At 71.5% G+C, this 19,349-nt stretch carries 23 protein-coding genes; 14 read left to right on the top strand and 9 right to left on the bottom strand.

Features of this window, described 5'->3' with window-relative positions:
* Positions 1-65: 65 nt before the first annotated feature.
* From deoC to ACWCQM_RS30265, 3 genes are read left to right on the top strand one after another with little or no spacing between them, the layout of a single operon-like run.
* Complete coding sequence (deoC, locus tag ACWCQM_RS30275) at positions 66-1,013, top strand: deoxyribose-phosphate aldolase (protein ID WP_450918269.1); 948 nt, start codon at positions 66-68, stop codon at positions 1,011-1,013.
* A 5-nt stretch (positions 1,014-1,018) separates the two neighbouring features.
* Positions 1,019-2,455, top strand: a complete 1,437-nt coding sequence (locus tag ACWCQM_RS30270; protein WP_450918268.1) for an aldehyde dehydrogenase family protein — start codon at positions 1,019-1,021, stop codon at positions 2,453-2,455.
* Positions 2,448-3,395: an aldehyde dehydrogenase family protein gene (locus ACWCQM_RS30265; RefSeq protein ID WP_450918267.1), complete on the top strand. Its 948-nt coding sequence runs from the start codon at positions 2,448-2,450 to the stop codon at positions 3,393-3,395. Before ACWCQM_RS30270 ends, ACWCQM_RS30265 begins: the two co-directional genes overlap by 8 nt.
* Before the next feature lie 61 nt (positions 3,396-3,456).
* On the opposite strand, the gene ACWCQM_RS30260 is transcribed toward ACWCQM_RS30265, so the two are convergent.
* Complete coding sequence (locus ACWCQM_RS30260; protein ID WP_450918266.1) at positions 3,457-3,882, bottom strand: hypothetical protein; 426 nt, start codon at positions 3,880-3,882, stop codon at positions 3,457-3,459.
* 63 nt (positions 3,883-3,945) lie between these two features.
* Here ACWCQM_RS30260 and ACWCQM_RS30255 point away from each other — a divergent pair, with 63 nt between their 5' ends.
* Positions 3,946-4,650: a uridine kinase family protein gene (locus ACWCQM_RS30255; protein WP_450918265.1), complete on the top strand. Its 705-nt coding sequence runs from the start codon at positions 3,946-3,948 to the stop codon at positions 4,648-4,650.
* A 273-nt stretch (positions 4,651-4,923) separates the two neighbouring features.
* On the opposite strand, the gene ACWCQM_RS30250 is transcribed toward ACWCQM_RS30255, so the two are convergent.
* Positions 4,924-5,670, bottom strand: coding sequence for a SigE family RNA polymerase sigma factor (locus ACWCQM_RS30250; protein ID WP_450918264.1), 747 nt, complete (start codon positions 5,668-5,670; stop codon positions 4,924-4,926).
* A 182-nt stretch (positions 5,671-5,852) separates the two neighbouring features.
* Between ACWCQM_RS30250 and afsQ1 the strand changes: the two genes are divergently transcribed.
* The 5 genes from afsQ1 to ACWCQM_RS30225 all read left to right on the top strand — a co-directional run bounded on the left by afsQ1 (position 5,853) and on the right by ACWCQM_RS30225 (position 9,667).
* Positions 5,853-6,530 carry a two-component system response regulator AfsQ1 gene (gene afsQ1, locus ACWCQM_RS30245; RefSeq protein WP_015578482.1) on the top strand — a complete coding sequence of 226 codons (678 nt, stop codon included), beginning with the start codon at positions 5,853-5,855 and terminating at the stop codon, positions 6,528-6,530.
* A complete protein-coding gene (locus ACWCQM_RS30240) occupies positions 6,527-8,059 on the top strand; it encodes an ATP-binding protein (RefSeq protein WP_450918263.1) in 1,533 nt (510 codons plus the stop codon). The genes afsQ1 and ACWCQM_RS30240 overlap by 4 nt, the downstream gene beginning before the upstream one ends.
* Positions 8,059-8,691, top strand: coding sequence for a hypothetical protein (locus ACWCQM_RS30235; RefSeq protein WP_450918360.1), 633 nt, complete (start codon positions 8,059-8,061; stop codon positions 8,689-8,691). Before ACWCQM_RS30240 ends, ACWCQM_RS30235 begins: the two co-directional genes overlap by 1 nt.
* A gap of 105 nt (positions 8,692-8,796) precedes the next feature.
* Positions 8,797-9,372 carry a VanZ family protein gene (locus ACWCQM_RS30230; RefSeq protein ID WP_450918262.1) on the top strand — a complete coding sequence of 192 codons (576 nt, stop codon included), beginning with the start codon at positions 8,797-8,799 and terminating at the stop codon, positions 9,370-9,372.
* A gap of 91 nt (positions 9,373-9,463) precedes the next feature.
* Positions 9,464-9,667, top strand: a complete 204-nt coding sequence (locus ACWCQM_RS30225) for a PspC domain-containing protein (protein WP_073744506.1) — start codon at positions 9,464-9,466, stop codon at positions 9,665-9,667.
* A gap of 86 nt (positions 9,668-9,753) precedes the next feature.
* On the opposite strand, the gene ACWCQM_RS30220 is transcribed toward ACWCQM_RS30225, so the two are convergent.
* Positions 9,754-10,050 carry a hypothetical protein gene (locus ACWCQM_RS30220; RefSeq protein WP_450918261.1) on the bottom strand — a complete coding sequence of 99 codons (297 nt, stop codon included), beginning with the start codon at positions 10,048-10,050 and terminating at the stop codon, positions 9,754-9,756.
* A gap of 134 nt (positions 10,051-10,184) precedes the next feature.
* Positions 10,185-11,339 carry an adenosine deaminase gene (locus ACWCQM_RS30215; RefSeq protein WP_450918260.1) on the bottom strand — a complete coding sequence of 385 codons (1,155 nt, stop codon included), beginning with the start codon at positions 11,337-11,339 and terminating at the stop codon, positions 10,185-10,187.
* A 103-nt stretch (positions 11,340-11,442) separates the two neighbouring features.
* On the opposite strand from ACWCQM_RS30215, the gene ACWCQM_RS30210 reads away from it, so the two are divergent.
* Positions 11,443-12,201, top strand: a complete 759-nt coding sequence (locus tag ACWCQM_RS30210) for an alpha/beta hydrolase family protein (RefSeq protein WP_450918259.1) — start codon at positions 11,443-11,445, stop codon at positions 12,199-12,201.
* 124 nt (positions 12,202-12,325) lie between these two features.
* Here ACWCQM_RS30210 and ACWCQM_RS30205 read toward each other — a convergent pair whose 3' ends face one another.
* Entirely contained in the window at positions 12,326-13,279 is a 954-nt protein-coding gene (locus tag ACWCQM_RS30205; RefSeq protein ID WP_450918258.1) for a LysR family transcriptional regulator, read from the bottom strand.
* A 62-nt stretch (positions 13,280-13,341) separates the two neighbouring features.
* Between ACWCQM_RS30205 and ACWCQM_RS30200 the strand changes: the two genes are divergently transcribed.
* The 4 genes from ACWCQM_RS30200 to ACWCQM_RS30185 all read left to right on the top strand — a co-directional run bounded on the left by ACWCQM_RS30200 (position 13,342) and on the right by ACWCQM_RS30185 (position 16,848).
* The gene (locus tag ACWCQM_RS30200; RefSeq protein ID WP_450918257.1) at positions 13,342-14,652 is read left to right on the top strand and encodes an MFS transporter; all 1,311 of its coding nucleotides are present in this window, start codon (positions 13,342-13,344) and stop codon (positions 14,650-14,652) included.
* Between the two features lie 90 nt (positions 14,653-14,742).
* The gene (locus ACWCQM_RS30195) at positions 14,743-15,459 is read left to right on the top strand and encodes a L,D-transpeptidase family protein (protein ID WP_450918256.1); all 717 of its coding nucleotides are present in this window, start codon (positions 14,743-14,745) and stop codon (positions 15,457-15,459) included.
* Between the two features lie 70 nt (positions 15,460-15,529).
* A complete protein-coding gene (locus ACWCQM_RS30190) occupies positions 15,530-16,543 on the top strand; it encodes a sigma-70 family RNA polymerase sigma factor (RefSeq protein ID WP_450918255.1) in 1,014 nt (337 codons plus the stop codon).
* Positions 16,540-16,848: a hypothetical protein gene (locus tag ACWCQM_RS30185; protein WP_450918254.1), complete on the top strand. Its 309-nt coding sequence runs from the start codon at positions 16,540-16,542 to the stop codon at positions 16,846-16,848. Before ACWCQM_RS30190 ends, ACWCQM_RS30185 begins: the two co-directional genes overlap by 4 nt.
* Before the next feature lie 7 nt (positions 16,849-16,855).
* Here the strand turns inward: ACWCQM_RS30185 and ACWCQM_RS30180 are convergent, their stop codons facing one another.
* The 4 genes from ACWCQM_RS30180 to ACWCQM_RS30165 all read right to left on the bottom strand — a co-directional run bounded on the left by ACWCQM_RS30180 (position 16,856) and on the right by ACWCQM_RS30165 (position 19,346).
* On the bottom strand, positions 16,856-17,200 hold the full coding sequence (locus ACWCQM_RS30180) for an STAS domain-containing protein (RefSeq protein WP_450918253.1): 345 nt from the start codon (positions 17,198-17,200) through the stop codon (positions 16,856-16,858).
* A 21-nt stretch (positions 17,201-17,221) separates the two neighbouring features.
* Positions 17,222-17,812 (bottom strand): Uma2 family endonuclease, encoded by a 591-nt coding sequence (locus ACWCQM_RS30175; protein WP_450918252.1) that lies wholly within the window; start codon positions 17,810-17,812, stop codon positions 17,222-17,224.
* Between the two features lie 98 nt (positions 17,813-17,910).
* On the bottom strand, positions 17,911-19,188 hold the full coding sequence (locus ACWCQM_RS30170; RefSeq protein ID WP_450918251.1) for a thymidine phosphorylase: 1,278 nt from the start codon (positions 19,186-19,188) through the stop codon (positions 17,911-17,913).
* 50 nt (positions 19,189-19,238) lie between these two features.
* Entirely contained in the window at positions 19,239-19,346 is a 108-nt protein-coding gene (locus ACWCQM_RS30165) for a hypothetical protein (RefSeq protein ID WP_450918359.1), read from the bottom strand.
* Positions 19,347-19,349 lie beyond the last annotated feature (3 nt).

Raw genomic sequence — 19,349 nt, 5'->3', positions numbered from 1 at the left:
AAGGCCCGAAACGGGGAGGGCCCTGTACAGGTCGCTACGCGCGTAGATATGCTCATGTGGTGACCATGCCCACCACTGCACCAGCATTCGCCGACGCGACGGCGTCCGACAGTGCGCTGCGCCGCTTCCTGCACGGGCTGCCCGGCGTCGACGCCGTCGGTCTCGAAGCGCGCGCCGCCTCTCTCGGGACCCGTTCGATCAAGACGACCGCCAAGGCGTACGCCATCGATCTCGCCATCTCGATGATCGACCTGACGACGCTGGAAGGCGCGGACACCCCGGGCAAGGTCCGGGCGCTCGCCGCCAAGGCCGTCCACCCCGACCCGACCGACCGCACGACCCCGCGCACCGCCGCGGTCTGCGTCTACCCCGACATGGCGGCGACCGCCGTCGCCGCGCTGGCCGGCTCCGGGGTGAAGGTGGCGTCCGTCGCGACGGCCTTCCCCGCCGGACGTGCCGCGCTGGACGTCAAGCTCGCGGACGTCCGTGACGCCGTGGCGGCCGGGGCCGACGAGATCGACATGGTGATCGACCGCGGGGCCTTCCTCTCCGGCCGCTACCTCAAGGTCTACGAGGAGATCCTCGCCGTGAAGGCCGAGTGCGGCTCCGCGCGGCTCAAGGTGATCTTCGAGACCGGCGAGCTCTCCACGTACGACAACATCCGGCGGGCCTCCTGGCTCGGGATGCTGGCGGGCGCGGACTTCATCAAGACCTCGACCGGCAAGGTCGGGACCAACGCGACCCCGGCGAACACCCTGCTGATGCTGGAGGCCGTGCGCGACTTCCGCGAGCAGACGGGCGTCCAGATCGGCGTGAAGCCCGCCGGCGGCATCCGTACCTCCAAGGACGCGGTCAAGTTCCTCGTCCTGGTGAACGAGACGGCGGGCGAGGACTGGCTGGACAACCACTGGTTCCGCTTCGGCGCCTCCAGCCTGCTGAACGACCTGCTGATGCAGCGCCAGAAGCTCAGCACCGGCCGTTACTCCGGCCCCGATTACGTGACGGTGGACTGATCCCCATGGCATCTGCATTCGACTACGCACCGGCTCCGGAGTCCCGCTCCGTCGTCGACATCGCCCCCTCCTACGGTCTGTTCATCGACGGCGAGTTCACCGAGGCCGCCGACGGGCAGGTCTTCAAGACGGTCAGCCCCTCCACGGAGGAGGTGCTCTCCGAGGTCGCGCGGGCGGGCGCCGAGGACGTGGACCGGGCCGTGAAGGCGGCCCGCAGGGCGTTCGAGAAGTGGTCGGCGCTGCCCGGCTCCGAGCGCGCCAAATACCTGTTCCGGATCGCCCGGATCATCCAGGAGCGCTCCCGCGAGCTCGCCGTCCTGGAGACCCTGGACAACGGCAAGCCCATCCGGGAGACGCGTGACGCGGACCTCCCGCTGGTCGCCGCGCACTTCTTCTACTACGCGGGATGGGCCGACAAGCTGGACCACGCGGGCTACGGGGCGGACCCGCGGCCGCTCGGTGTGGCCGGCCAGATCATCCCGTGGAACTTCCCGTTGCTGATGCTGGCGTGGAAGATCGCCCCGGCGCTCGCCACCGGCAACACCGTGGTGCTGAAGCCGGCGGAGACCACGCCGCTGTCGGCGCTGTTCTTCGCCGACATCTGCCGGCAGGCGGGCCTGCCCAAGGGCGTCGTCAACATCCTGACGGGGTACGGCGACGCGGGCTCGGCGCTGGTCGAGCACCCGGACGTGAACAAGGTCGCCTTCACGGGTTCGACCGCCGTCGGCAAGGCCATCGCCCGGCAGATCGCGGGCACGGACAAGAAGGCCACGCTGGAACTGGGCGGCAAGGGCGCCAACATCGTCTTCGACGACGCCCCCGTCGACCAGGCCGTCGAGGGCATCGTCACCGGCATCTTCTTCAACCAGGGCCAGGTCTGCTGCGCGGGCTCGCGGCTCCTCGTGCAGGAGTCGGTGCGCGACGAGGTGCTGCACTCCCTCAAGCGCCGGCTGTCCACGCTCCGCCTCGGCGACCCGCTGGACAAGAACACCGACATCGGCGCGATCAACTCCGCGGAGCAGCTCTCCCGGATCACCGCGCTCGTCGAGACCGGCGAGGCGGAGGGCGCGGAGCGCTGGACGGCGCCGTGCGAACTGCCTTCCTCTGGCTACTGGTTCGCCCCGACGCTCTTCACCGACGTCACGCAGGCGCACACCGTCGCCCGCGACGAGATCTTCGGCCCTGTGCTGTCGGTACTGACCTTCCGCACGCCGGACGAGGCCGTCGCCAAGGCCAACAACAGCCAGTACGGCCTCTCGGCGGGCATCTGGACGGAGAAGGGCTCCCGCATCCTCGCGGTGGCGAACAAGCTCCGCGCGGGTGTCGTCTGGGCCAACACGTTCAACAAGTTCGACCCGACCTCGCCGTTCGGCGGATACAAGGAGTCGGGCTTCGGCCGCGAGGGCGGCCGTCACGGTCTGGAGGCCTACCTCGATGTCTGACGGGCGACTGAGCGTCTTCAAGACCTACAAGCTGTACGTCGGGGGCAAGTTCCCCCGCTCCGAGAGCGGCCGGGTGTACGAGGTGACGGACTCGAAGGGCAGGTGGCTGGCGAACGCCCCGCAGTCCTCCCGCAAGGACGCGCGTGACGCGGTCGTGGCCGCGCGCAAGGCGTTCGGCGGCTGGTCGGGGGCGACGGCGTACAACCGCGGCCAGATTCTCTACCGCGTCGCGGAGATGCTGGAGGGCCGCCGCGAGCAGTTCGTGCGCGAGGTGGCCGACGCCGAGGGGCTCTCGAAGTCCAAGGCCGCGGCCGTCGTCGACGCGGCGGTGGACCGCTGGGTCTGGTACGCGGGCTGGACCGACAAGATCGGCCAGATCGTGGGCGGGGCGAACCCCGTCGCGGGTCCGTTCCTCAATCTCTCGACCCCGGAGCCGACGGGTGTGGTGACCGTCCTGGCGCCGCAGGAGTCCTCTTTCCTCGGTCTGGTCTCGGTGGTCGCCCCGGTGATCGCCACGGGCAACACGGCGGTCGTCCTCGCCTCGGCCGGTGCGCCGCTGCCCGCGCTCTCACTGGGCGAGGTCCTGGCGACCTCGGACCTGCCGGGCGGTGTGGTCAACATCCTGTCGGGGAGGACGGCGGAGCTCGCGGCCCCGCTGGCGTCCCACCAGGACGTCAACGCCATCGACCTCACGGGCGCGGACGCGGACCTCGCCAGGGAGCTGGAGGCCGCGGCGGCCGACAACCTGAAGCGGGTCCTCCGCCCGCTCGCCGTCCGCCACGGCACCGGGCAGGAGTCGCGCGACAGTGACCGTCCACAGGCTGTGGACGGGGAGGACTGGTCGGCGGATCCCGGCACGCGCCGGCTGACGGCCTTCCTGGAGACGAAGACGGTCTGGCACCCCACGGGCGCCCTGGGAGCCTCCGGCTCCTCGTACTGACCCGTCGCACGGGTGCGGGGCCGCCCCTTCCGGGCGGCCCCGCACCCGTGCGCACGGCGGGTCAGCCGGTGATCAGACCGGTCACCTCTCCGATGACGGGCAGGTCGCCGAGCGCGGCCCCGCTGGTCAGCGGGTCGGTGACCAGCGCCGTGGTCACCGGCTTGAAGTCGGCGATCTGGGCGCCCACCGCGTTGTCCAGCGGGTCCACGCCCGTGCCCGCGAGCGGGTCGAGCTGGAGGTCCGTGACGGGCTTGACGGCCCCCGCGAGGCCGTAGCCCAGCGCGCTGGTCAGTGCGGGCGCCGCGGCGTCGGACACCGCCCCCAGCGTGCTGTCCGCGGTGTCCGCGCCGGTGGCGGGCGTCGCGGGCAGCGGCGCCGCCTGGGCGGCGGCACCTCCGGCGCCGAGCGCCGCGCCCAGCGCGGTGAGGGTCAGACCGGCGCGCAGCAGGGCGCGGTGCCGGGGTTTGGACAGTGCGTGACGTGCCATGTTCTCCCACCTGATCGGGACGTGTCGAGTAATCATTCGTGCGCGCAGAGTAGTTGAGGTGTGATGCTCGATACCAACAGGACCTCCCGGGGATCCCCTGCGCGGGTCAATGCCTCACACTTCTGTTCTGTGAGTTCCCAACCGATCCCCACTCGCGTCGTGCTGCTCGCCGGTCCCTCCGGCTCCGGCAAGTCGTCCCTCGCGGCCCGCAGCGGTCTCCCGGTGCTGCGCCTGGACGACTTCTACAAGGAGGAAAACGATCCGACACTGCCCCGGGTCACCGGCAGCACGGACATCGACTGGGACTCGGCGCTGTCCTGGGACGCCGACGCGGCCGTCGCGGCCATAGCCGAGCTGTGCGGCACCGGCCGCACGGACGTACCGCTGTACGACATCTCCACGAGCTCGCGGACCGGCCACGAGACGCTCGACATCGAGCGCACCCCCCTGTTCGTCGCCGAGGGCATCTTCGCGGCGGACATCGTGGCGCGCTGCCAGGAGCTGGGCCTGCTCGCGGACGCACTGTGCCTGCGCGGGCGCCCCTCCACGACGTTCCGGCGGCGGCTGGCGCGGGATCTGCGGGAGGGCCGGAAGTCCGTGCCGTTCCTGCTGCGGCGCGGCTGGCGGCTGATGCGGGCCGAGCGGGGCATCGTGGCCCGCCAGACCGCGCTGGGCGCCCACCCCTGCGGCAGGGACGAGGCCCTCGGCAGGCTCGCCGCAGCAGCCGCCGGCCGCTGCCGGGCCCCGCGCAGCCGGGTGTCGAACTGACCCTCCCGGCATGCGGTCCAGCGCCGCGAGGCACCGGCCGCCCGCGGTGGCAGCCACGGCCGTCGTCGGCGCCCTCCCCGAAGTCGTCCGGCTGAGTGATCACCGGCACGCACACGACGAGCGGGGGCGGACAGGACCCCCCGGCCTGTCCGCCCCCGCTGCGCTTTCCCCCGTACCGCCGCCTCCCCCGAAGCGGCGGCGCTTCCCCCGTGGTCCCCCCGTATCCCCCGTGGTCCCCCGTATCCCTTGTTTCCCCCGTGCCCCCCGCAGACCTCAGGCCACCAGCTCGCCGAAGGACTCCTCCTCGTCACGGCCGAAGCTGAGGACCTCGTCCTCGCGCAGCCGGCGGAGCGACCGCCAGATGCTCGACTTCACCGTGCCGACACTGATGTCGAGGATGGACGCGATCTCCGGGTCCGTGCGGCCCTCGTAGTAGCGGAGGACCAGCATGGTGCGCTGGAGTTCGGGCAGCCGCGCGAGCGCCTGCCAGAGCACCGCCCGCAGTTCCGTGCCCCGCATCGCGTCCGTGTCGCCCACCGTCTCCGGCAGCTCCTCGGTCGGGTATTCGTTGAGCTTGCGCCTGCGCCACGCGCTGATGTGCAGGTTGGTCATGGTGCGGCGGAGGTAACCCCCGACCGCCGCCTTGTCGCTGATCCTGTCCCACGCCCGGTACGTCGAGAAGAGGGCGCTCTGCAGCAGGTCCTCGGCCTCGAACCGGTCGCCGGTCAGGTGGTAGGCGGTCGCGTACAGGGAGGCGCGGCGCTCCTGGACGTAGGCCGTGAACGCCGCTTCGGCGTCCTCGGTCTTCGCCGCGGGCTTCCGCTCCCCCGGGACCTCCCCGTACGCGCTTCCCCCGTTCTCCCCCGTGGACGCGTCAACCATCGTCAGATACGACGTGTGCTGACGCCCGGCGCCACGGACGCACCCCCGTACTCCGGCGCCGGACTTCTCCGGACCCCGCCCGACGTCGTGAAGGCGCGTGACAACTGCGCTTGAGGTGGTGCTGTGCAGTGCGTTCATGTGGCGCCCCCCATCGGTGGAGTCCGTTCGTTCCGTGTGCCAATGAGCTTGCCGGGGCAGTTTCATGGCGCTGTCCCCCGACTGTCACAGACCTGTCACAGGGCATGTCGGCCGGTCGCGCCGGCGGATCGGGTAGGGGGGATTGTCGAAACGTGGCACCACCATGGGCCAGAATGAGCCCCGTGCCTTTCCTGTTGCTGATCGAGGACGATGACGCCATCCGCACGGCCCTCGAACTCTCGCTGTCACGCCAGGGCCACCGTGTGGCCACCGCGGCGACGGGAGAGGACGGCCTGGAGCTGCTCAGGGAGCAGCGTCCGGACCTGGTCGTGCTGGATGTGATGCTGCCCGGGATCGACGGTTTCGAGGTGTGCCGGAGGATCCGGCGTACCGACCAGCTGCCGATCATTCTGCTGACCGCGCGCAGCGACGACATCGACGTCGTGGTGGGACTGGAGTCCGGCGCGGACGACTATGTGGTGAAACCCGTACAGGGCCGCGTGCTCGACGCGCGTATCCGTGCCGTACTGCGCCGCGGGGAGCGGGAGTCCACCGATTCCGCGACGTTCGGGAGTGTCGTCATCGACCGTTCGGCGATGACGGTCACCAAGAACGGGGAGGACCTCCAGCTGACCCCGACCGAGCTGCGGCTCCTGCTCGAACTGAGCCGCAGGCCCGGACAGGCCCTGTCCCGGCAGCAGTTGCTGCGCCTGGTGTGGGAGCACGACTATCTCGGTGACTCCCGGCTGGTGGACGCCTGTGTGCAGCGGCTGCGGGCGAAGGTGGAGGACGTGCCGTCCTCGCCGACCCTGATCCGTACCGTGCGCGGTGTGGGCTACCGGCTGGACTCGCCTCAGTGAGCGATTCCGCGAAGCGTTCCATACGCGCGGGTCTTCGCTGGACCAGCCTGCGGCTGCGGCTGCTGATCGTGTTCGCGCTGGTGGCCCTGACCGCCGCGGTGTCCGCGTCGGGCATCGCGTACTGGCTCAACCGCGAGGCCGTCCTGACGCGTACGCAGGACGCGGCGCTCGGCGACTTCCGCCGGCAGATGCAGAACCGCGCGGCCTCGCTGCCGCTCCAGCCCACGGCGGCGGAACTGCGGGACACCGCCGAGCAGATGGCGAGCAGCGGTCCCGGCTATCACGTGCTGCTGGTCGGCACGTCCGAGGGCAAGCCGGTCACGGGGTCGTCCGACATCGACTCCTTCACCAAGGTCGACGTGCCGGCCTCGCTCCAGAAGCAGGTGAACAAGAAGCAGCCGCTGACGTCGAGCAACACCCATGAGTACCACCTGTTCTGGCAGCGGACGACGATCGGCGGCACCCCCTATCTGGTGGCCGGCACGAAGATCATCGGTGGTGGCCCCTCCGGCTACATGCTGAAGTCGCTGGACCAGGAGCGCGAGGATCTCAGCTCGCTGGCATGGTCGTTGGGGATCGCGACCGCTCTGGCCCTCGTCGGCTCGGCGCTGCTCGCCCAGGCGGCGGCGACGACCGTGCTGCGGCCGGTGCAGCGGCTGGGCGACGCGGCGCGCAAGCTCGGCGAGGGCAAGCTGGACACCCGGCTCGTGGTGTCGGGCACGGATGAACTGGCCGAGCTGTCCCATACGTTCAACAAGGCCGCGAGCTCGCTGGAGAAGAAGGTCGCGGACATGAGCGCGCGGGAGGAGTCGAGCCGCAGGTTCGTCGCCGACATGTCGCACGAGCTGCGGACCCCGCTGACGGCGATCACGGCGGTCGCCGAGGTGCTGGAGGACGAGGCGGACAGCCTCGATCCGATGATCGCTCCCGCGGTGCACCTGGTGGTGAGCGAGACCCGCCGGCTGAACGACCTGGTCGAGAACCTCATGGAGGTCACCCGCTTCGACGCGGGTACGGCCCGCCTCGTCCTGGACACGGTCGACGTCGCCGACCAGGTGACCGCCTGCATCGACGCCCGTGCCTGGCTGGACGCCGTCGACCTGGACGCGGAGCGCGGCATCATGGTGCGGCTCGATCCCCGCCGGCTCGACGTGATCCTGGCGAATCTGATCGGCAACGCCCTCAAGCACGGCGGCTCACCGGTGCGGGTGTCCGTGCGGACCGACGACGACGAGCTGGTCATCGAGGTCCGCGACCACGGGCCGGGCATCCCCGAGGAGGTCCTGCCGCACGTCTTCGACCGTTTCTACAAGGCGAGCGCGTCCAGGCCCCGTTCCGAGGGCAGCGGTCTCGGCCTGTCGATCGCGGTGGAGAACGCGCACATCCACGGCGGTGACATCACCGCGTCGAACCTGCCGGACGGCGAGGGCGCGGTGTTCGTGCTGCGGCTCCCCCGCGACGCGGAGAGCCTGACCGGCGCTCCGGGGGACGACGACCCCGACAGCAACGAGAAGGGCGACGCGAAGTGATGCGCAGCGAGCGGGCGTACGGTGCCCGGCGCGGAGGTCCGCGCCGGGCCGCCGCCGTGCTGGCCGCGGTCGTGGCGGGTGCGGCGCTGGCGGCCGGGTGCGGGATCAGGAGCACCTCGGTGCCGGTCGACGCGGGGGCGGCGCCGTCCCGGATGCCGTGCAGGACGTCGTCTGCGGATTCGGCCGCGCCGGCGGAGAGCGTCTCCGTACGGATCTATCTGGTCTGCGCCTCGCAGCTGGTGTCCCTGGACCGCGCCGTCGAGGTGGACGAGGCCCGGTCCGACCGGCTGGCGGTCGCGCAGGCGCTGCTGGGCGAGCTCCAGCAGGAGCCGTCCGCCGGGGAGCGGCGCGCGGGCTTCTCCACCGTCGTACCGTCGGGGCTGCGGGCGTCCGAGGCCCGGAAGGGCGACCCGGCGGGCACGCTCCGCCTCAGCGAGCAGCCGGAGGACCTGCCTGCGGAGGCGCTCGCCCAGGTCGTGTGCACCTACGCCGGGAACGAGGCCATCGGGGGCGGTGGCTCGGTGCTGCTCGGCGGGCCCGGCGACTACGCCCCGCGGGGCTATCTGTGCACGGCGGAGACCAGGAACCGGCCCATGGACGTGCCCACGCTGGGCGCTGCCGAGCCATCCTGAGAGCGGGGAGGGCGGGCTGTGGGCGGGATCGCGCGGGGTCGTGCCGCTCGTCACAGACCCTTCCCCGGACGGGGCGGAACCGATCCTGCCGGTCGTGGCGTCTTGGTGGACGTGCGTCACAGTTCGGACGGCCAGGCCGTCATCCGCTTCCGCGCGGCGGGGGTATCCCTGCTCCTCGCGCATCTGCTGTTCGTCGGCTGGCTGACGCTGCGCCCGCTGGACGTGCCCTGGATGACGGCGGCGAACCTCCACCCGTTCGCCGGGATCAGGGCGGATCTGGCGCTGGGCCCGGCCGAGGCGGCCCGCCGCATCGGTGAGGGGCTCCTGCTGCTGGCCCCGCTGGGCATACTGCTGCCGATGGCCGGGGGCCGGCTGCTGGTCTCCCCGTGGGCCTCACTGGCCCGCACGGTGGCGGCGGGCTCGCTGATCTCGATGGCCATCGAGCTGGCGCAGACGGGCGTGCCGGGCCAGGTCGTCGACGTGGACTCCCTGCTGCTGAACACCGTGGGCGTGGCGCTGGCCCATCTGCTGGTCGTCCCGCTGTCCAGGGCGCGGCTGCGCCGGGGCAACCGGGCGGGGGCGGGCGACCTGTCCCGGATCAGGAACGGGGCGCGGAGCTACCTGGGTGAGGCCCCCCAGGGGGCGACCCCGACGATTACCAGGGTCGGTATCGCCCCGTAGAGCGATGCTTTGTCCCCCTCGTGGAGCGACCATGGAGTCAGTGGGAGCGCGACGGAGCCGCTCCCCGGAACGGTTCACGAAGGAGCCCACCATGGCCGCACTTGTCCGACCCGTCGAGGGACGCATGATCGGTGGGGTGTGCGCGGCGCTGGCACGGCGCTTCGGCACCTCCGCGAGCACGATGCGGATCATCTTCCTGGTGTCGTGCCTGCTCCCCGGCCCCCAGTTCCTGCTCTATCTGGCGCTCTGGCTGCTGCTGCCGTCGGAGAAGTCCCCTGCCGCGACGGCCTGGTGACCGGCACGGCCACGGGGAGAACAGCTGTGGGGCGCGCACCCGGTCCGGGTGCGCGCCCCACATGCGTGTACGGGGACCGCGGGTGGTCAGCCGCCGATCGGCAGGGCGCCGGTCAGTCCGCCGGCGGGCAGGCCGCCGAGCAGGTTGGTGCCGGGCGCCGAGAGGTCGCTGCTGCCGCGCTGCTGCTGGTCGAGCAGGCCGCCGGCGGCCTTCTGCACGGCGGGCACGGCGTCCGTCACGGAGTCGAGCGCGACACCGGCGGGGAGCGCGCCGGCCAGGGCGTCGACGGGCACGGCGACGGCGGAGGCACTGCCCGCGCCGGCGGCGGCGAAAGCGGCACCGAGAGCGGCGACACCGAGAATCCTGACAGCAGACTGCTTCATGTGACATTCATCCTTGGGGAAGGGGATGTGAGCGGCTCTGCAACGTAGTCAGCGACGCACCCCCGCCGCAAACATGCCGGGACACGGAAAACGGCCGGGATTCGATGCTCCCGGCCGTTCCCCGTCCGCCTCTCTCAGCCGGCGGCGAAGGAAGAACCGCTGGTCGCAGCCGTCTGACGGAAGAGCCACTCCGATTTCAGTTCCGCGTAACCGGGCTTCACGACATCGTTGATCATCGCCAGACGTTCATCGAAAGGAATGAACGCTGATTTCATCGCATTGACTGTGAACCACTGCATGTCGTCGAGCGTGTATCCGAATGTCTCGGTCAGCCGCTCGAATTCCTGGCTCATGCTCGTCCCGCTCATCAGCCGGTTGTCGGTGTTCACGGTGGCGCGGAAATGCAGCTTCCGGAGCAGCCCGATGGGGTGCTCGGCGTACGAGGCCGCGGCACCGGTCTGGAGGTTGGAGGTCGGGCAGAGCTCCAGCGGGATGCGCTTGTCGCGTACGTAGGAGGCGAGACGGCCCAGCGTCACGCTGCCGTCGCCGGCGACCTCGATGTCGTCGATGATCCGCACGCCGTGGCCGAGGCGGTCCGCGCCGCACCACTGCAGGGCCTGCCAGATCGACGGCAGTCCGAAGGCCTCGCCGGCGTGGATGGTGAAGTGGTTGTTCTCGCGCTTGAGGTACTCGAACGCGTCGAGGTGCCGGGTGGGCGGGAAGCCCGCCTCGGCGCCCGCGATGTCGAAGCCGACCACACCCAGGTCACGGTAGCGGTTGGCGAGTTCGGCGATCTCCAGGGCGCGGGCGGCGTGCCGCATCGCGGTGAGCAGGGCGCCGACCCGGACGCGGTGGCCGTTGGCGCGCGCCCGGCGTTCGCCCTCGCGGAAACCCTCGTTGACCGCCTCGACGACCTCTTCGAGTGACAGTCCCGCGGTGAGGTGCTGCTCCGGCGCGTACCGCACCTCGGCGTAGACGACGCCGTCCTCGGCGAGGTCCTCGGCGCACTCGGCGGCCACCCGGACCAGCGCGTCGCGGGTCTGCATCACGGCGCAGGTGTGCGCGAACGTCTCCAGATAGCGTTCCAGGGAGCCGGAGTCGGCCGCCTCGCGGAACCAGACGCCGAGCTTGTCGGGCTCGGTCTCCGGCAGGGCGTCGTAGCCCTGCGCGAGGGCCAGTTCGACGATGGTGCCGGGGCGCAGGCCGCCGTCGAGATGGTCGTGGAGCAGCACCTTGGGCGCGCGGCGGATCTGGTCGGGACCGGGGACATCCGGGCTCTGGCTCGTCATCCGGGCACTCTAGCGCCTACGCGCGTAGAGCGCCGACTGCCGATGCGTAACAGTGACCGTGAAGCCAGATGGAATACACCTGCCCTTCTGACACTGTTCTGTTATGGCACAGCGCGCACTTCCCCTGCCTGCCGCCAGGCTGGGACGGGCCGTCCACACGGCCGGAGCAGCACCCGAGGTCAGCGGCGTGGCCCTGCTGCTCCCGGACGGCGAGTCCGAATCACTACGCCGTCCCTCCGCCTTCTCGTACGCGGCACAGCTGCCGTTCGCCCGGATGCTGGCCCGCGCGGGCGAGGACGACGGGCTCGCGGTGCACGTCGTCCGCTACCGCACCCGCGGCTGGAACGAGGGCGCCGATCCGGCGGCCGACGCCCACTGGGCGGCCGACGAGGTCGTACGCCGCTACGGCGACATCCCGGTGTGTCTCGTCGGGCACGGCATGGGGGGCCGGGCGGCACTGCGCGGCGCGGGGCACTCCGCCGTCAACTCCGTGCTGGCGATGGCCCCCTGGCTGCCGGAGCACCCGGAGCGGGAGCCCGAGCCGGTGAAGCACCTCGCGGGGCGCCGGGTGCTGATCGTGCACGGCACGAACGACGAGAGGACCGATCCGGAGCTCTCCTACCGGCTGGCGGAGCGGGCCAAGAAGGCCAACCGGCACACCTGCCGCTTCGAAGTGCACTCGGACGGGCACGCGTTGCGCCAGCACCGCTCCGAAGTGGTCGCGCTGGCTGCGGACTTCATACGGGGCTCGCTGTTCGCCAGGTCGTACGCCCGCCCGGTCGCGGACGCGTTCGCCGCGCCCCCTCCTCTGGGGCTGCGGATGCCGCTGGCAGCGGGGTTCGGGCGCTCGCTGCGGCACTGAGGGCGGCTCGCGGAGACACCAGGACGGCTCGCGGAGACACTGAGGGCGGCTCGCGGTGGCACTGGGGGCGGTGTGCGGTGGCGGCTCGTGGACATGCCGAGGACGGCTTCCGACGGCTCGGGGCTCAGTCCGGCAGGAGGCTTCCCCTGCGGGAGAGCAGGAAGCGCTTGAAGGCGGCCACCGGCGGCGTGTCGGGATGGCCGTCGAGCCAGGCCACCCCGATCTCGCGGGCGGCGCGCGGCGCCGTCACCGTCAGCTCGACCACACCGGGCCTGGCGACGGCGGGCGGCGGGAGCAGCGCCACCCCGAGCCCGGCCGCGACCAGGCCACGCAGGGTCTCCGCCTCCTCGCCCTCGAACGCGACGCGCGGGATGAATCCCGCCTCCGCGCAGAGGTCGTCGGTGATCCGCCGCAGTCCGTAGCCGGGTTCGAGGGTGACGAACGTTTCGTCGGCGGCCTCGGCGAGGCGGATGCGCCGGCGCCCGGCGAGCCGGTGGTCGTCGGGGACGACCAGACGCAGCCGCTGCTCGTCCAGGCGCATCGCGACGAGGTCCGGGGCGTCGGGCACGGGCGAGGTCAGGCAGAGGTCCAGGCCGCCCGCCCGCAGCCGGTCGATCATGGCCTCGCCGTAGTTCTGGACGAGCTGGAAACGGACCCGGGGATGGTCGGCCCGGAAGGCGCGGATCAGGGCGGGCACGGTCTCGGAGCCCATGGTGTGCAGGAAGCCGAAGGCGACCTTGCCCGCCGTGGGGTCGGCGTCCGCGCGCACGGAGTCGGCCGCCTTCTCCACCTCGGCCAGCGCGCGTTCGGCGGAGCCGAGGAAGGTGCGGCCCGCGGGGGTGAGCGAGACGGTGCGGCCCCGGCGGGCGAACAGGGCGACGCCCAGGTCCTGTTCCAGCCTCACCATGGCGCGCGACAACGTCGACTGCGGGACGCCGAGCTCGTGCGCGGCACGGGTGACGTGCTCGTGGCGGGCCACCGCCTCGAAGTACGCGAGGCGGGGAGCGAGTACGGCCCGGATGTCTTCTTCGTAACTGCTCGGTGACAGCCGAGGCCCTGAACTGTATTGATGCACCATGGGAACGATTATGGCCGTTTCATGCATTGGACGCATGAAACGGTGAGGTCTACGTTCGCCGTATGCCTCCTGCCAGTACCGGGGCGTCCACCATCCTGCTGGACGCCGCCGCTCCGTCATCCGCCGCCGCCGTCGCCTCCCCCGCCGTCCCGGACCGCCTCACCCCTGGTGGTCCCGGTTACCGCCGGATGAGCTTCGCTCTCTTCGCGGCGGGGATCGCGACCTTCGCACTCCTCTACTCCACCCAGGCCCTGCTGCCCGCCGTCTCCGCGTCCTTCGGCGCCACGGCGGGACAGGCGAGCTGGACGGTCTCCGCGGCGACCGGCGCTCTGGCCCTGTGCGTCCTCCCGCTGAGCGCGCTCTCCGAGCGCTTCGGGCGGCGCCAGATGATGACGGCCTCCCTGGCCGTCGCCGTGGTGATCGGTCTGCTCATCCCCTTCGCCCCCTCGCTCGGCTGGCTGATCGCGCTGCGCGCGGTCCAGGGCGCGGCGCTGGCCGGGCTCCCCGCCTCCGCGATGGCCTACCTGGCCGAGGAGGTGCGGCCCAAGGCCCTGGTCGCCGCGATCGGGCTGTTCGTCGCGGGCAACAGCATCGGTGGCATGAGCGGGCGCATCCTGGCCGGCTGGGTGGCCCAGCTGTGGGGCTGGCGTGTGGCGCTCGGCGCGATCGGGCTGCTCGCCGTGGCCTGCGCGGTGGTCTTCCACTTCCTGATCCCCAGGGCGCGGCACTTCAGCCCCGCCACGCTCAACCCGAAGGCCCTGGCGAAGACCGTCACCGGTCACCTCTCCAACCCGCTGCTGCGCCGCCTGTACGCGATCGGCGCGCTGTTCATGACGGTGTTCGGTGCGGTGTACACCGTGATCGGCTACCGGCTCGTCGAGGAGCCCTTCGGCCTCCCGCAGGGCATCGTCGGCTCGATCTTCCTGGTCTACCTCGTCGGTACGGTCTCCTCCGCCGCCGCGGGCAAGCTCGTCGCCCGGCTGGGCCGCCGGGGCGCGCTCTACCTCGCCGTCTCCACGACGGCCGCGGGTCTGCTGCTGTCCCTGGCCGACCAGCTGGCGGCGGTCCTGGCGGGCCTGGTCCTGATCACGGCCGGCTTCTTCGCCGGGCACGCGGTCGCCTCGTCCTCGGTGAGCCGCACGGCGACCTCGGGCCGCGCCCAGGCCTCCGCGCTCTACCAGTCCGCGTACTACCTGGGCTCCAGCGCGGGCGGCACGCTCGGCGCGGTCGCCTTCCACACGGGCGGCTGGGCGGGCACGGTCACGCTGGGGGTCCTGGCGGTCCTCGGTGTCCTGTCGATCACCCTGTACGGGACCCGGGCGGCCCGGACCGAGCGGCTCCGCGCCGGCGCGGTCGCAACGGTGCACAACTGAGACCTGCCCGGCACAACCGCGGCTCCCCGACGCACGTCCAACAAGCGGAGTCACCACACCGCGGGCGAACGCGAAGGGGAGCAGTCGTACATGAGAAGCATGGGGAAGATACGCGGCGTACGGGCGCGGCGCGCGGCCGTCCTGTCCGTCGCCGGGCTGGTGGCGGCACCCGCCCTGGTCCTGAGCACCGGGACGGCCGCCCAGGCGGCGTCCTGCACGGCGTCGAAGGGCCCGTACCAGAAGCAGGTCGAGAAGTGGCTGGGGCGGACGGCCGACGGGAAGCAGTCGGCGGCGGACTGCAAGGCGATCCGCTCGTTCCAGGTCTCCAAGGGCATCACCCCGGCGATCGGCTACGCGGGCCCGGTCACCTGGCGCACGATGAAGACGATCACCGCGCAGAAGGCGGCGGGCAAGACCCCGAACAAGGCGAAGAAGTGCCCCACGAACAAGGGCCGCATCGCCTGCGTGGACCTCACCCGGCAGCTGAGCTGGATCCAGGACGGCGCCAAGCTGAAGTTCGGCCCGGTCCCGGTGCGCACGGGGCGCAACGGTGACGAGACGCGCACCGGCGTCAAGAAGATCTACTGGCGCAACATCGACCACTGGTCGACGCTCTACGACGTGTCCATGCCGTACGCGCAGTTCTTCGACGGCGGGCAGGCGTTCCACTCCGTCACCAAGTCCATGTACAACAACCCGGGATCGGCGGGCTGCGTCAACATGCGCCCCTCGGACGCGAAGTCATACTGGAACCTGTTGAAGAACGGCGACGACGTCTTCGTCTACGGACGCAAGCCCGGCACCTGAGCAGCGGCTTCCTCGCTTCCCGCCCCCGTTGTCAGTGCCCTGCGGTAGCTTCCACAGTGCTGGGAGAGCGGTGTCACAGCGCAACAGGGGTGGAGCGATGAGTGATCTGACGGCGGCGGCTGACATCGACAGCCGTCTGGAGGGACACCGCGTCGAGCTGACCGGTTACTGCTACCGGATGCTCGGCGCGGCCTTCGAGGCGGAGGACGCGGTCCAGGAGACGCTGGTGCGCGCCTGGCGCAACTTCGAGAAGTTCGAGGGCCGTTCCTCGCTGCGCTCCTGGCTGTACAGGATCGCGACGAACGTCTGCCTGGACATGCTGAAGGCGGGCAACAAGCGGGCCAGGCCGGTGGATCTGACCGGCCCGACCCCGCTCGCCCAGGCCGCTCTCAGCCCTCTGCCCGAGAACACCTGGCTGGAGCCGATGCCCGACGGCCGCATCCTGCCGACGGTGGCGGACCCGGCGGAGGCCGCCGTGGCCCGTGAGTCGGTGCGCCTCGCGTTCGTGGCCGCGCTCCAGCATCTGCCGCCCAAGCAGCGCGCGGTGCTGATCCTGCGCGAGGTCCTGGCGTGGAAGGCGAGCGAGGTCGCCGAGCTGCTGGACACCTCGGTCGCCTCGGTCAACAGTGCCTTGCAGCGGGCCCGGGCGACACTCGCCGACACGGACAGCACGGTGCCGGATACCGCGAACCCGCTGGACGAGGAGCAGCGCAAGCTGCTGGACCGCTATGTGGCGGCCTTCGAGGGGTACGACATGGCGGCGCTGACGGCGCTGCTCCATGAGGACGCCGTGATGACCATGCCGCCGTTCGACCTCTGGCTCCAGGGGCACGACGACATCGCGGGCTTCATGCTCAGCATCGGCGCGAGCTGCGAGGGCTCCCGGCTGGTGGCGACCGAGGCCAACGGCACCCCGGCCTTCGCGCACTACAAGCCGAATCCGGACGGTCCGGGCTTCGTGCCGTGGGCGGTCCAGGTCATCGACATCGCGGACGGCGCCATCACAGGGATGCACTGCTTCCTGGACACCCCGCGCTGGTTCCCGCTGTTCGGGCTCCCGGACCACCTGGATGCCGACGCGTGAGGGTGCGACGCCCTGTGGTGATCGGCTGGGCACTGCTGGTGGCGGGTGGCTGGGCGGCGACGCTGCTGCTGGGCGAGCCGTCCGCCACGGCGGGCCCGGGTCCCTCGCCCACGTCCGGCGTGACGAGCGGCAACCCCGAGCCCGGGCCGCAGCCGGAGGGCTCGTGCCCGACGGCGACACCCCCGCCCTCGGACTCGCCGAGCGCCGTTGCGTCGCTCGCGAAGGCCCGGGAGGGTTACGAGGCCCCACCCGACAGGCAGAACTTCTGCGCCACGGTCATACGCGATCACGCCACGGCCCGCTGAGCCCGGATCACTCCGCGACCGGCCGGACGTTGCGCACCACATCGGTCAGCCCCACCAGATCGAGCAGCGCCCCGAGTTCGGCCGGAACGTTGAGCAGCCGCAGCTCGACGCCCCCGGCCCTGCGGGCGACGAGTCCCAGCCGCGCCATCGCCTCGACGAGGGCCAGGTCGGGGCGTACGACACCGCCCACGTCGCACTCCACCACGGCGGCCCCGGGGGCGCGGCTCAGCAGCGCCTCCAGCCGGGCGCAGAGGTCCGGCACATCGGCGCGGGTGACGCGGCCGGTGAGGACGAGGGCGTTCGGTGTCGGGGCATCCACACCAGGGAGACCGGCGGGATGCCGGAAACTCATCGGCCCCCGTGCACGTGTGCCTCAGCTCACCGGGAAGATCCCGGTGTCCAGGTCCAGCCCGAACGGCTTCGGCAGCGTCAGCGTCTCGCCGTACTCGACCGCTTCCAGGACCCGGTAGGTGCCGTCGCTCGGCTCCCCGTACAGGGTCGCGGTCGGGCGCCCGGTGTGCCACGGGTCGAGCAGGAGGAACAGCTCGATGCCGGCCTTCGCGTAGCCGTGCGCCTTGCCGATGCGGTCGTGGTTGGCATTGGCCGGCGAGGTGATCTCCACGACGAGCCGGACGTCTTCCGCCGATACGCGATTGCCCGGCCCCGACGCGACCTCGCGGGGCAGGACGACGAGGTCGGGGATGTACAGCCCGGCCCGTCCGGGCACGGAGACACCGAGCGTCTGGTAGATCCCCCAGTCCTCCGGGATGACGGAGTACAGCCTGCGCTGAAGCAGTTCCGCAGTGGTGTTGTGGTCCTTGGACGGCGGTGGCGACACGGTGACGATCCCCTCGATGATCTCCACCTTGCAGCCCTCGGGTGCGTCCGTCTCCTCCCAGATCCGGACGAGGTCGTCCCAGTCCTGGCCGTGGCCCGGCCCGGGATCGACAGTGAGTGCGCTCATGGCGGTCTCCTCTTATCGGTGCGTCACCGATAACAGCATGCCGAACGGGACCGGCGGTGGTCCACCGGTCCCGTTCACCCGAAAGAGAAAACCGCAGGTCAGGCGATACGCTCCCGCACCACCGGCGTGGCGGTGAAGGGCGTGCCGGCCGGGGCGATGTCGTACGAGCCGGGCAGGGCCTTCAGCGCGTACTCGAACTTCTCGGGGGTGTCCGTGTGCAGGGTCAGCAGCGGCCGGCCCTCCGTCACCGTGTCGCCCGGCTTGGCGTGCAGCTCGATGCCCGCGCCCGCCTGCACCGGGTCCTCCTTGCGCGCGCGGCCCGCGCCGAGGCGCCAGGCGGCGACGCCGATGTCGTAGGCGTCGAGGCGGGTCAGCACGCCCGAGGACGGGGCGCTGATCACGTGCTGCTCACGGGCGACGGGGAGGGCGGCGTCCGGGTCGCCTCCCTGGGCGGAGATCATGCGGCGCCAGACGTCCATCGCGGAGCCGTCGGCGAGTGCCTTCTCCGGGTCGGCGTCCTTGAGGCCGGCGGCGTCGAGCATCTCGCGGGCAAGCGCCAGGGTCAGGTCGATGACGTCCCTCGGGCCGCCGCCCGCGAGGACCTCGACGGACTCACGGACCTCCAGGGCGTTGCCGGCCGTCAGGCCGAGCGGGGTCGCCATGTCGGTGAGCAGCGCGACGGTGCGGACGCCGCTGTCGGTGCCGAGCGCGACCATGGTGGAGGCCAGTTCGCGGGCGTCCTCGATGGTCTTCATGAAGGCGCCGGAGCCGACCTTGACGTCCAGGACGAGCGCGCCGGTGCCCTCGGCGATCTTCTTGGACATGATCGAGCTGGCGATGAGCGGGATGGCCTCGACGGTGCCGGTGACATCGCGCAGCGCGTACAGCTTCTTGTCGGCGGGGGCCAGGCCGTCGCCCGCCGCGCAGATCACGGCGCCGGTGGTGTCCAGCACGTCGAGCATCTCGGCGTTGGAGAGCTGGGCGCGCCAGCCGGGGATGGACTCCAGCTTGTCGAGGGTGCCGCCGGTGTGGCCGAGGCCCCGGCCGCTGAGCTGCGGGACGGCCGCGCCGCAGGCGGCGACCAGCGGGGCGAGCGGCAGGGTGATCTTGTCGCCGACGCCGCCGGTGGAGTGCTTGTCGGTGGTGGGACGGGAGAGCGCGCCGAAGTCCATGCGCTCGCCGGAGGCGATCATCGCGGCGGTCCAGCGGGCGATCTCGGTGCGGTTCATCCCGTTCAGCAGGATGGCCATGGCCAGCGCGGACATCTGCTCGTCGGCGACCTCGCCGCGGGTGTACGCGTCGATGACCCAGTCGATCTGCTCGGGGCTGAGCTCGCCCCGGTCCCGCTTGGTGCGGATGACGGAGATGGCGTCCATGGGAGGTGAGTCCTTCCGGCCGGAGGGGTGGGCGAGAGTCCTGACTGACTCTACGCGCATAGAGAGTGAACGTTCCGCCGCGCCGTTCCGGGCGGGCCGTCCAGCAGCGCCGCACCCATCCCCACCCACTGCGAACCCTGACCAGGGAACACGAACACCGT

The organism is Streptomyces sp. NPDC002125 (genome assembly GCF_053593715.1).
The sequence above is the reverse complement of the archived record's forward strand: the minus strand, read 5'-3'. Positions and strand labels throughout refer to the sequence as shown.

Bases quoted from the DNA above. Each gene is read 5' to 3' on its own strand.
- ACWCQM_RS30250 (WP_450918264.1), bottom strand. From the start codon at position 5,670: ATGAACGCACTGCACAGCACCACCTCAAGCGCAGTTGTCACGCGCCTT.
- ACWCQM_RS30235 (WP_450918360.1), top strand. From the start codon at position 8,059: ATGCGCAGCGAGCGGGCGTACGGTGCCCGGCGCGGAGGTCCGCGCCGG.
- ACWCQM_RS30210 (WP_450918259.1), top strand. From the start codon at position 11,443: ATGGCACAGCGCGCACTTCCCCTGCCTGCCGCCAGGCTGGGACGGGCC.
- ACWCQM_RS30265 (WP_450918267.1), top strand. From the start codon at position 2,448: ATGTCTGACGGGCGACTGAGCGTCTTCAAGACCTACAAGCTGTACGTC.
- ACWCQM_RS30170 (WP_450918251.1), bottom strand. From the start codon at position 19,188: ATGGACGCCATCTCCGTCATCCGCACCAAGCGGGACCGGGGCGAGCTC.
- ACWCQM_RS30205 (WP_450918258.1), bottom strand. From the start codon at position 13,279: ATGGTGCATCAATACAGTTCAGGGCCTCGGCTGTCACCGAGCAGTTAC.
- ACWCQM_RS30180 (WP_450918253.1), bottom strand. From the start codon at position 17,200: ATGAGTTTCCGGCATCCCGCCGGTCTCCCTGGTGTGGATGCCCCGACA.
- deoC (WP_450918269.1), top strand. From the start codon at position 66: ATGCCCACCACTGCACCAGCATTCGCCGACGCGACGGCGTCCGACAGT.
- ACWCQM_RS30225 (WP_073744506.1), top strand. From the start codon at position 9,464: ATGGCCGCACTTGTCCGACCCGTCGAGGGACGCATGATCGGTGGGGTG.
- ACWCQM_RS30270 (WP_450918268.1), top strand. From the start codon at position 1,019: ATGGCATCTGCATTCGACTACGCACCGGCTCCGGAGTCCCGCTCCGTC.
- ACWCQM_RS30260 (WP_450918266.1), bottom strand. From the start codon at position 3,882: ATGGCACGTCACGCACTGTCCAAACCCCGGCACCGCGCCCTGCTGCGC.
- ACWCQM_RS30220 (WP_450918261.1), bottom strand. From the start codon at position 10,050: ATGAAGCAGTCTGCTGTCAGGATTCTCGGTGTCGCCGCTCTCGGTGCC.
- ACWCQM_RS30215 (WP_450918260.1), bottom strand. From the start codon at position 11,339: ATGACGAGCCAGAGCCCGGATGTCCCCGGTCCCGACCAGATCCGCCGC.
- ACWCQM_RS30255 (WP_450918265.1), top strand. From the start codon at position 3,946: ATGCTCGATACCAACAGGACCTCCCGGGGATCCCCTGCGCGGGTCAAT.
- ACWCQM_RS30175 (WP_450918252.1), bottom strand. From the start codon at position 17,812: ATGAGCGCACTCACTGTCGATCCCGGGCCGGGCCACGGCCAGGACTGG.
- ACWCQM_RS30195 (WP_450918256.1), top strand. From the start codon at position 14,743: ATGAGAAGCATGGGGAAGATACGCGGCGTACGGGCGCGGCGCGCGGCC.
- ACWCQM_RS30200 (WP_450918257.1), top strand. From the start codon at position 13,342: ATGCCTCCTGCCAGTACCGGGGCGTCCACCATCCTGCTGGACGCCGCC.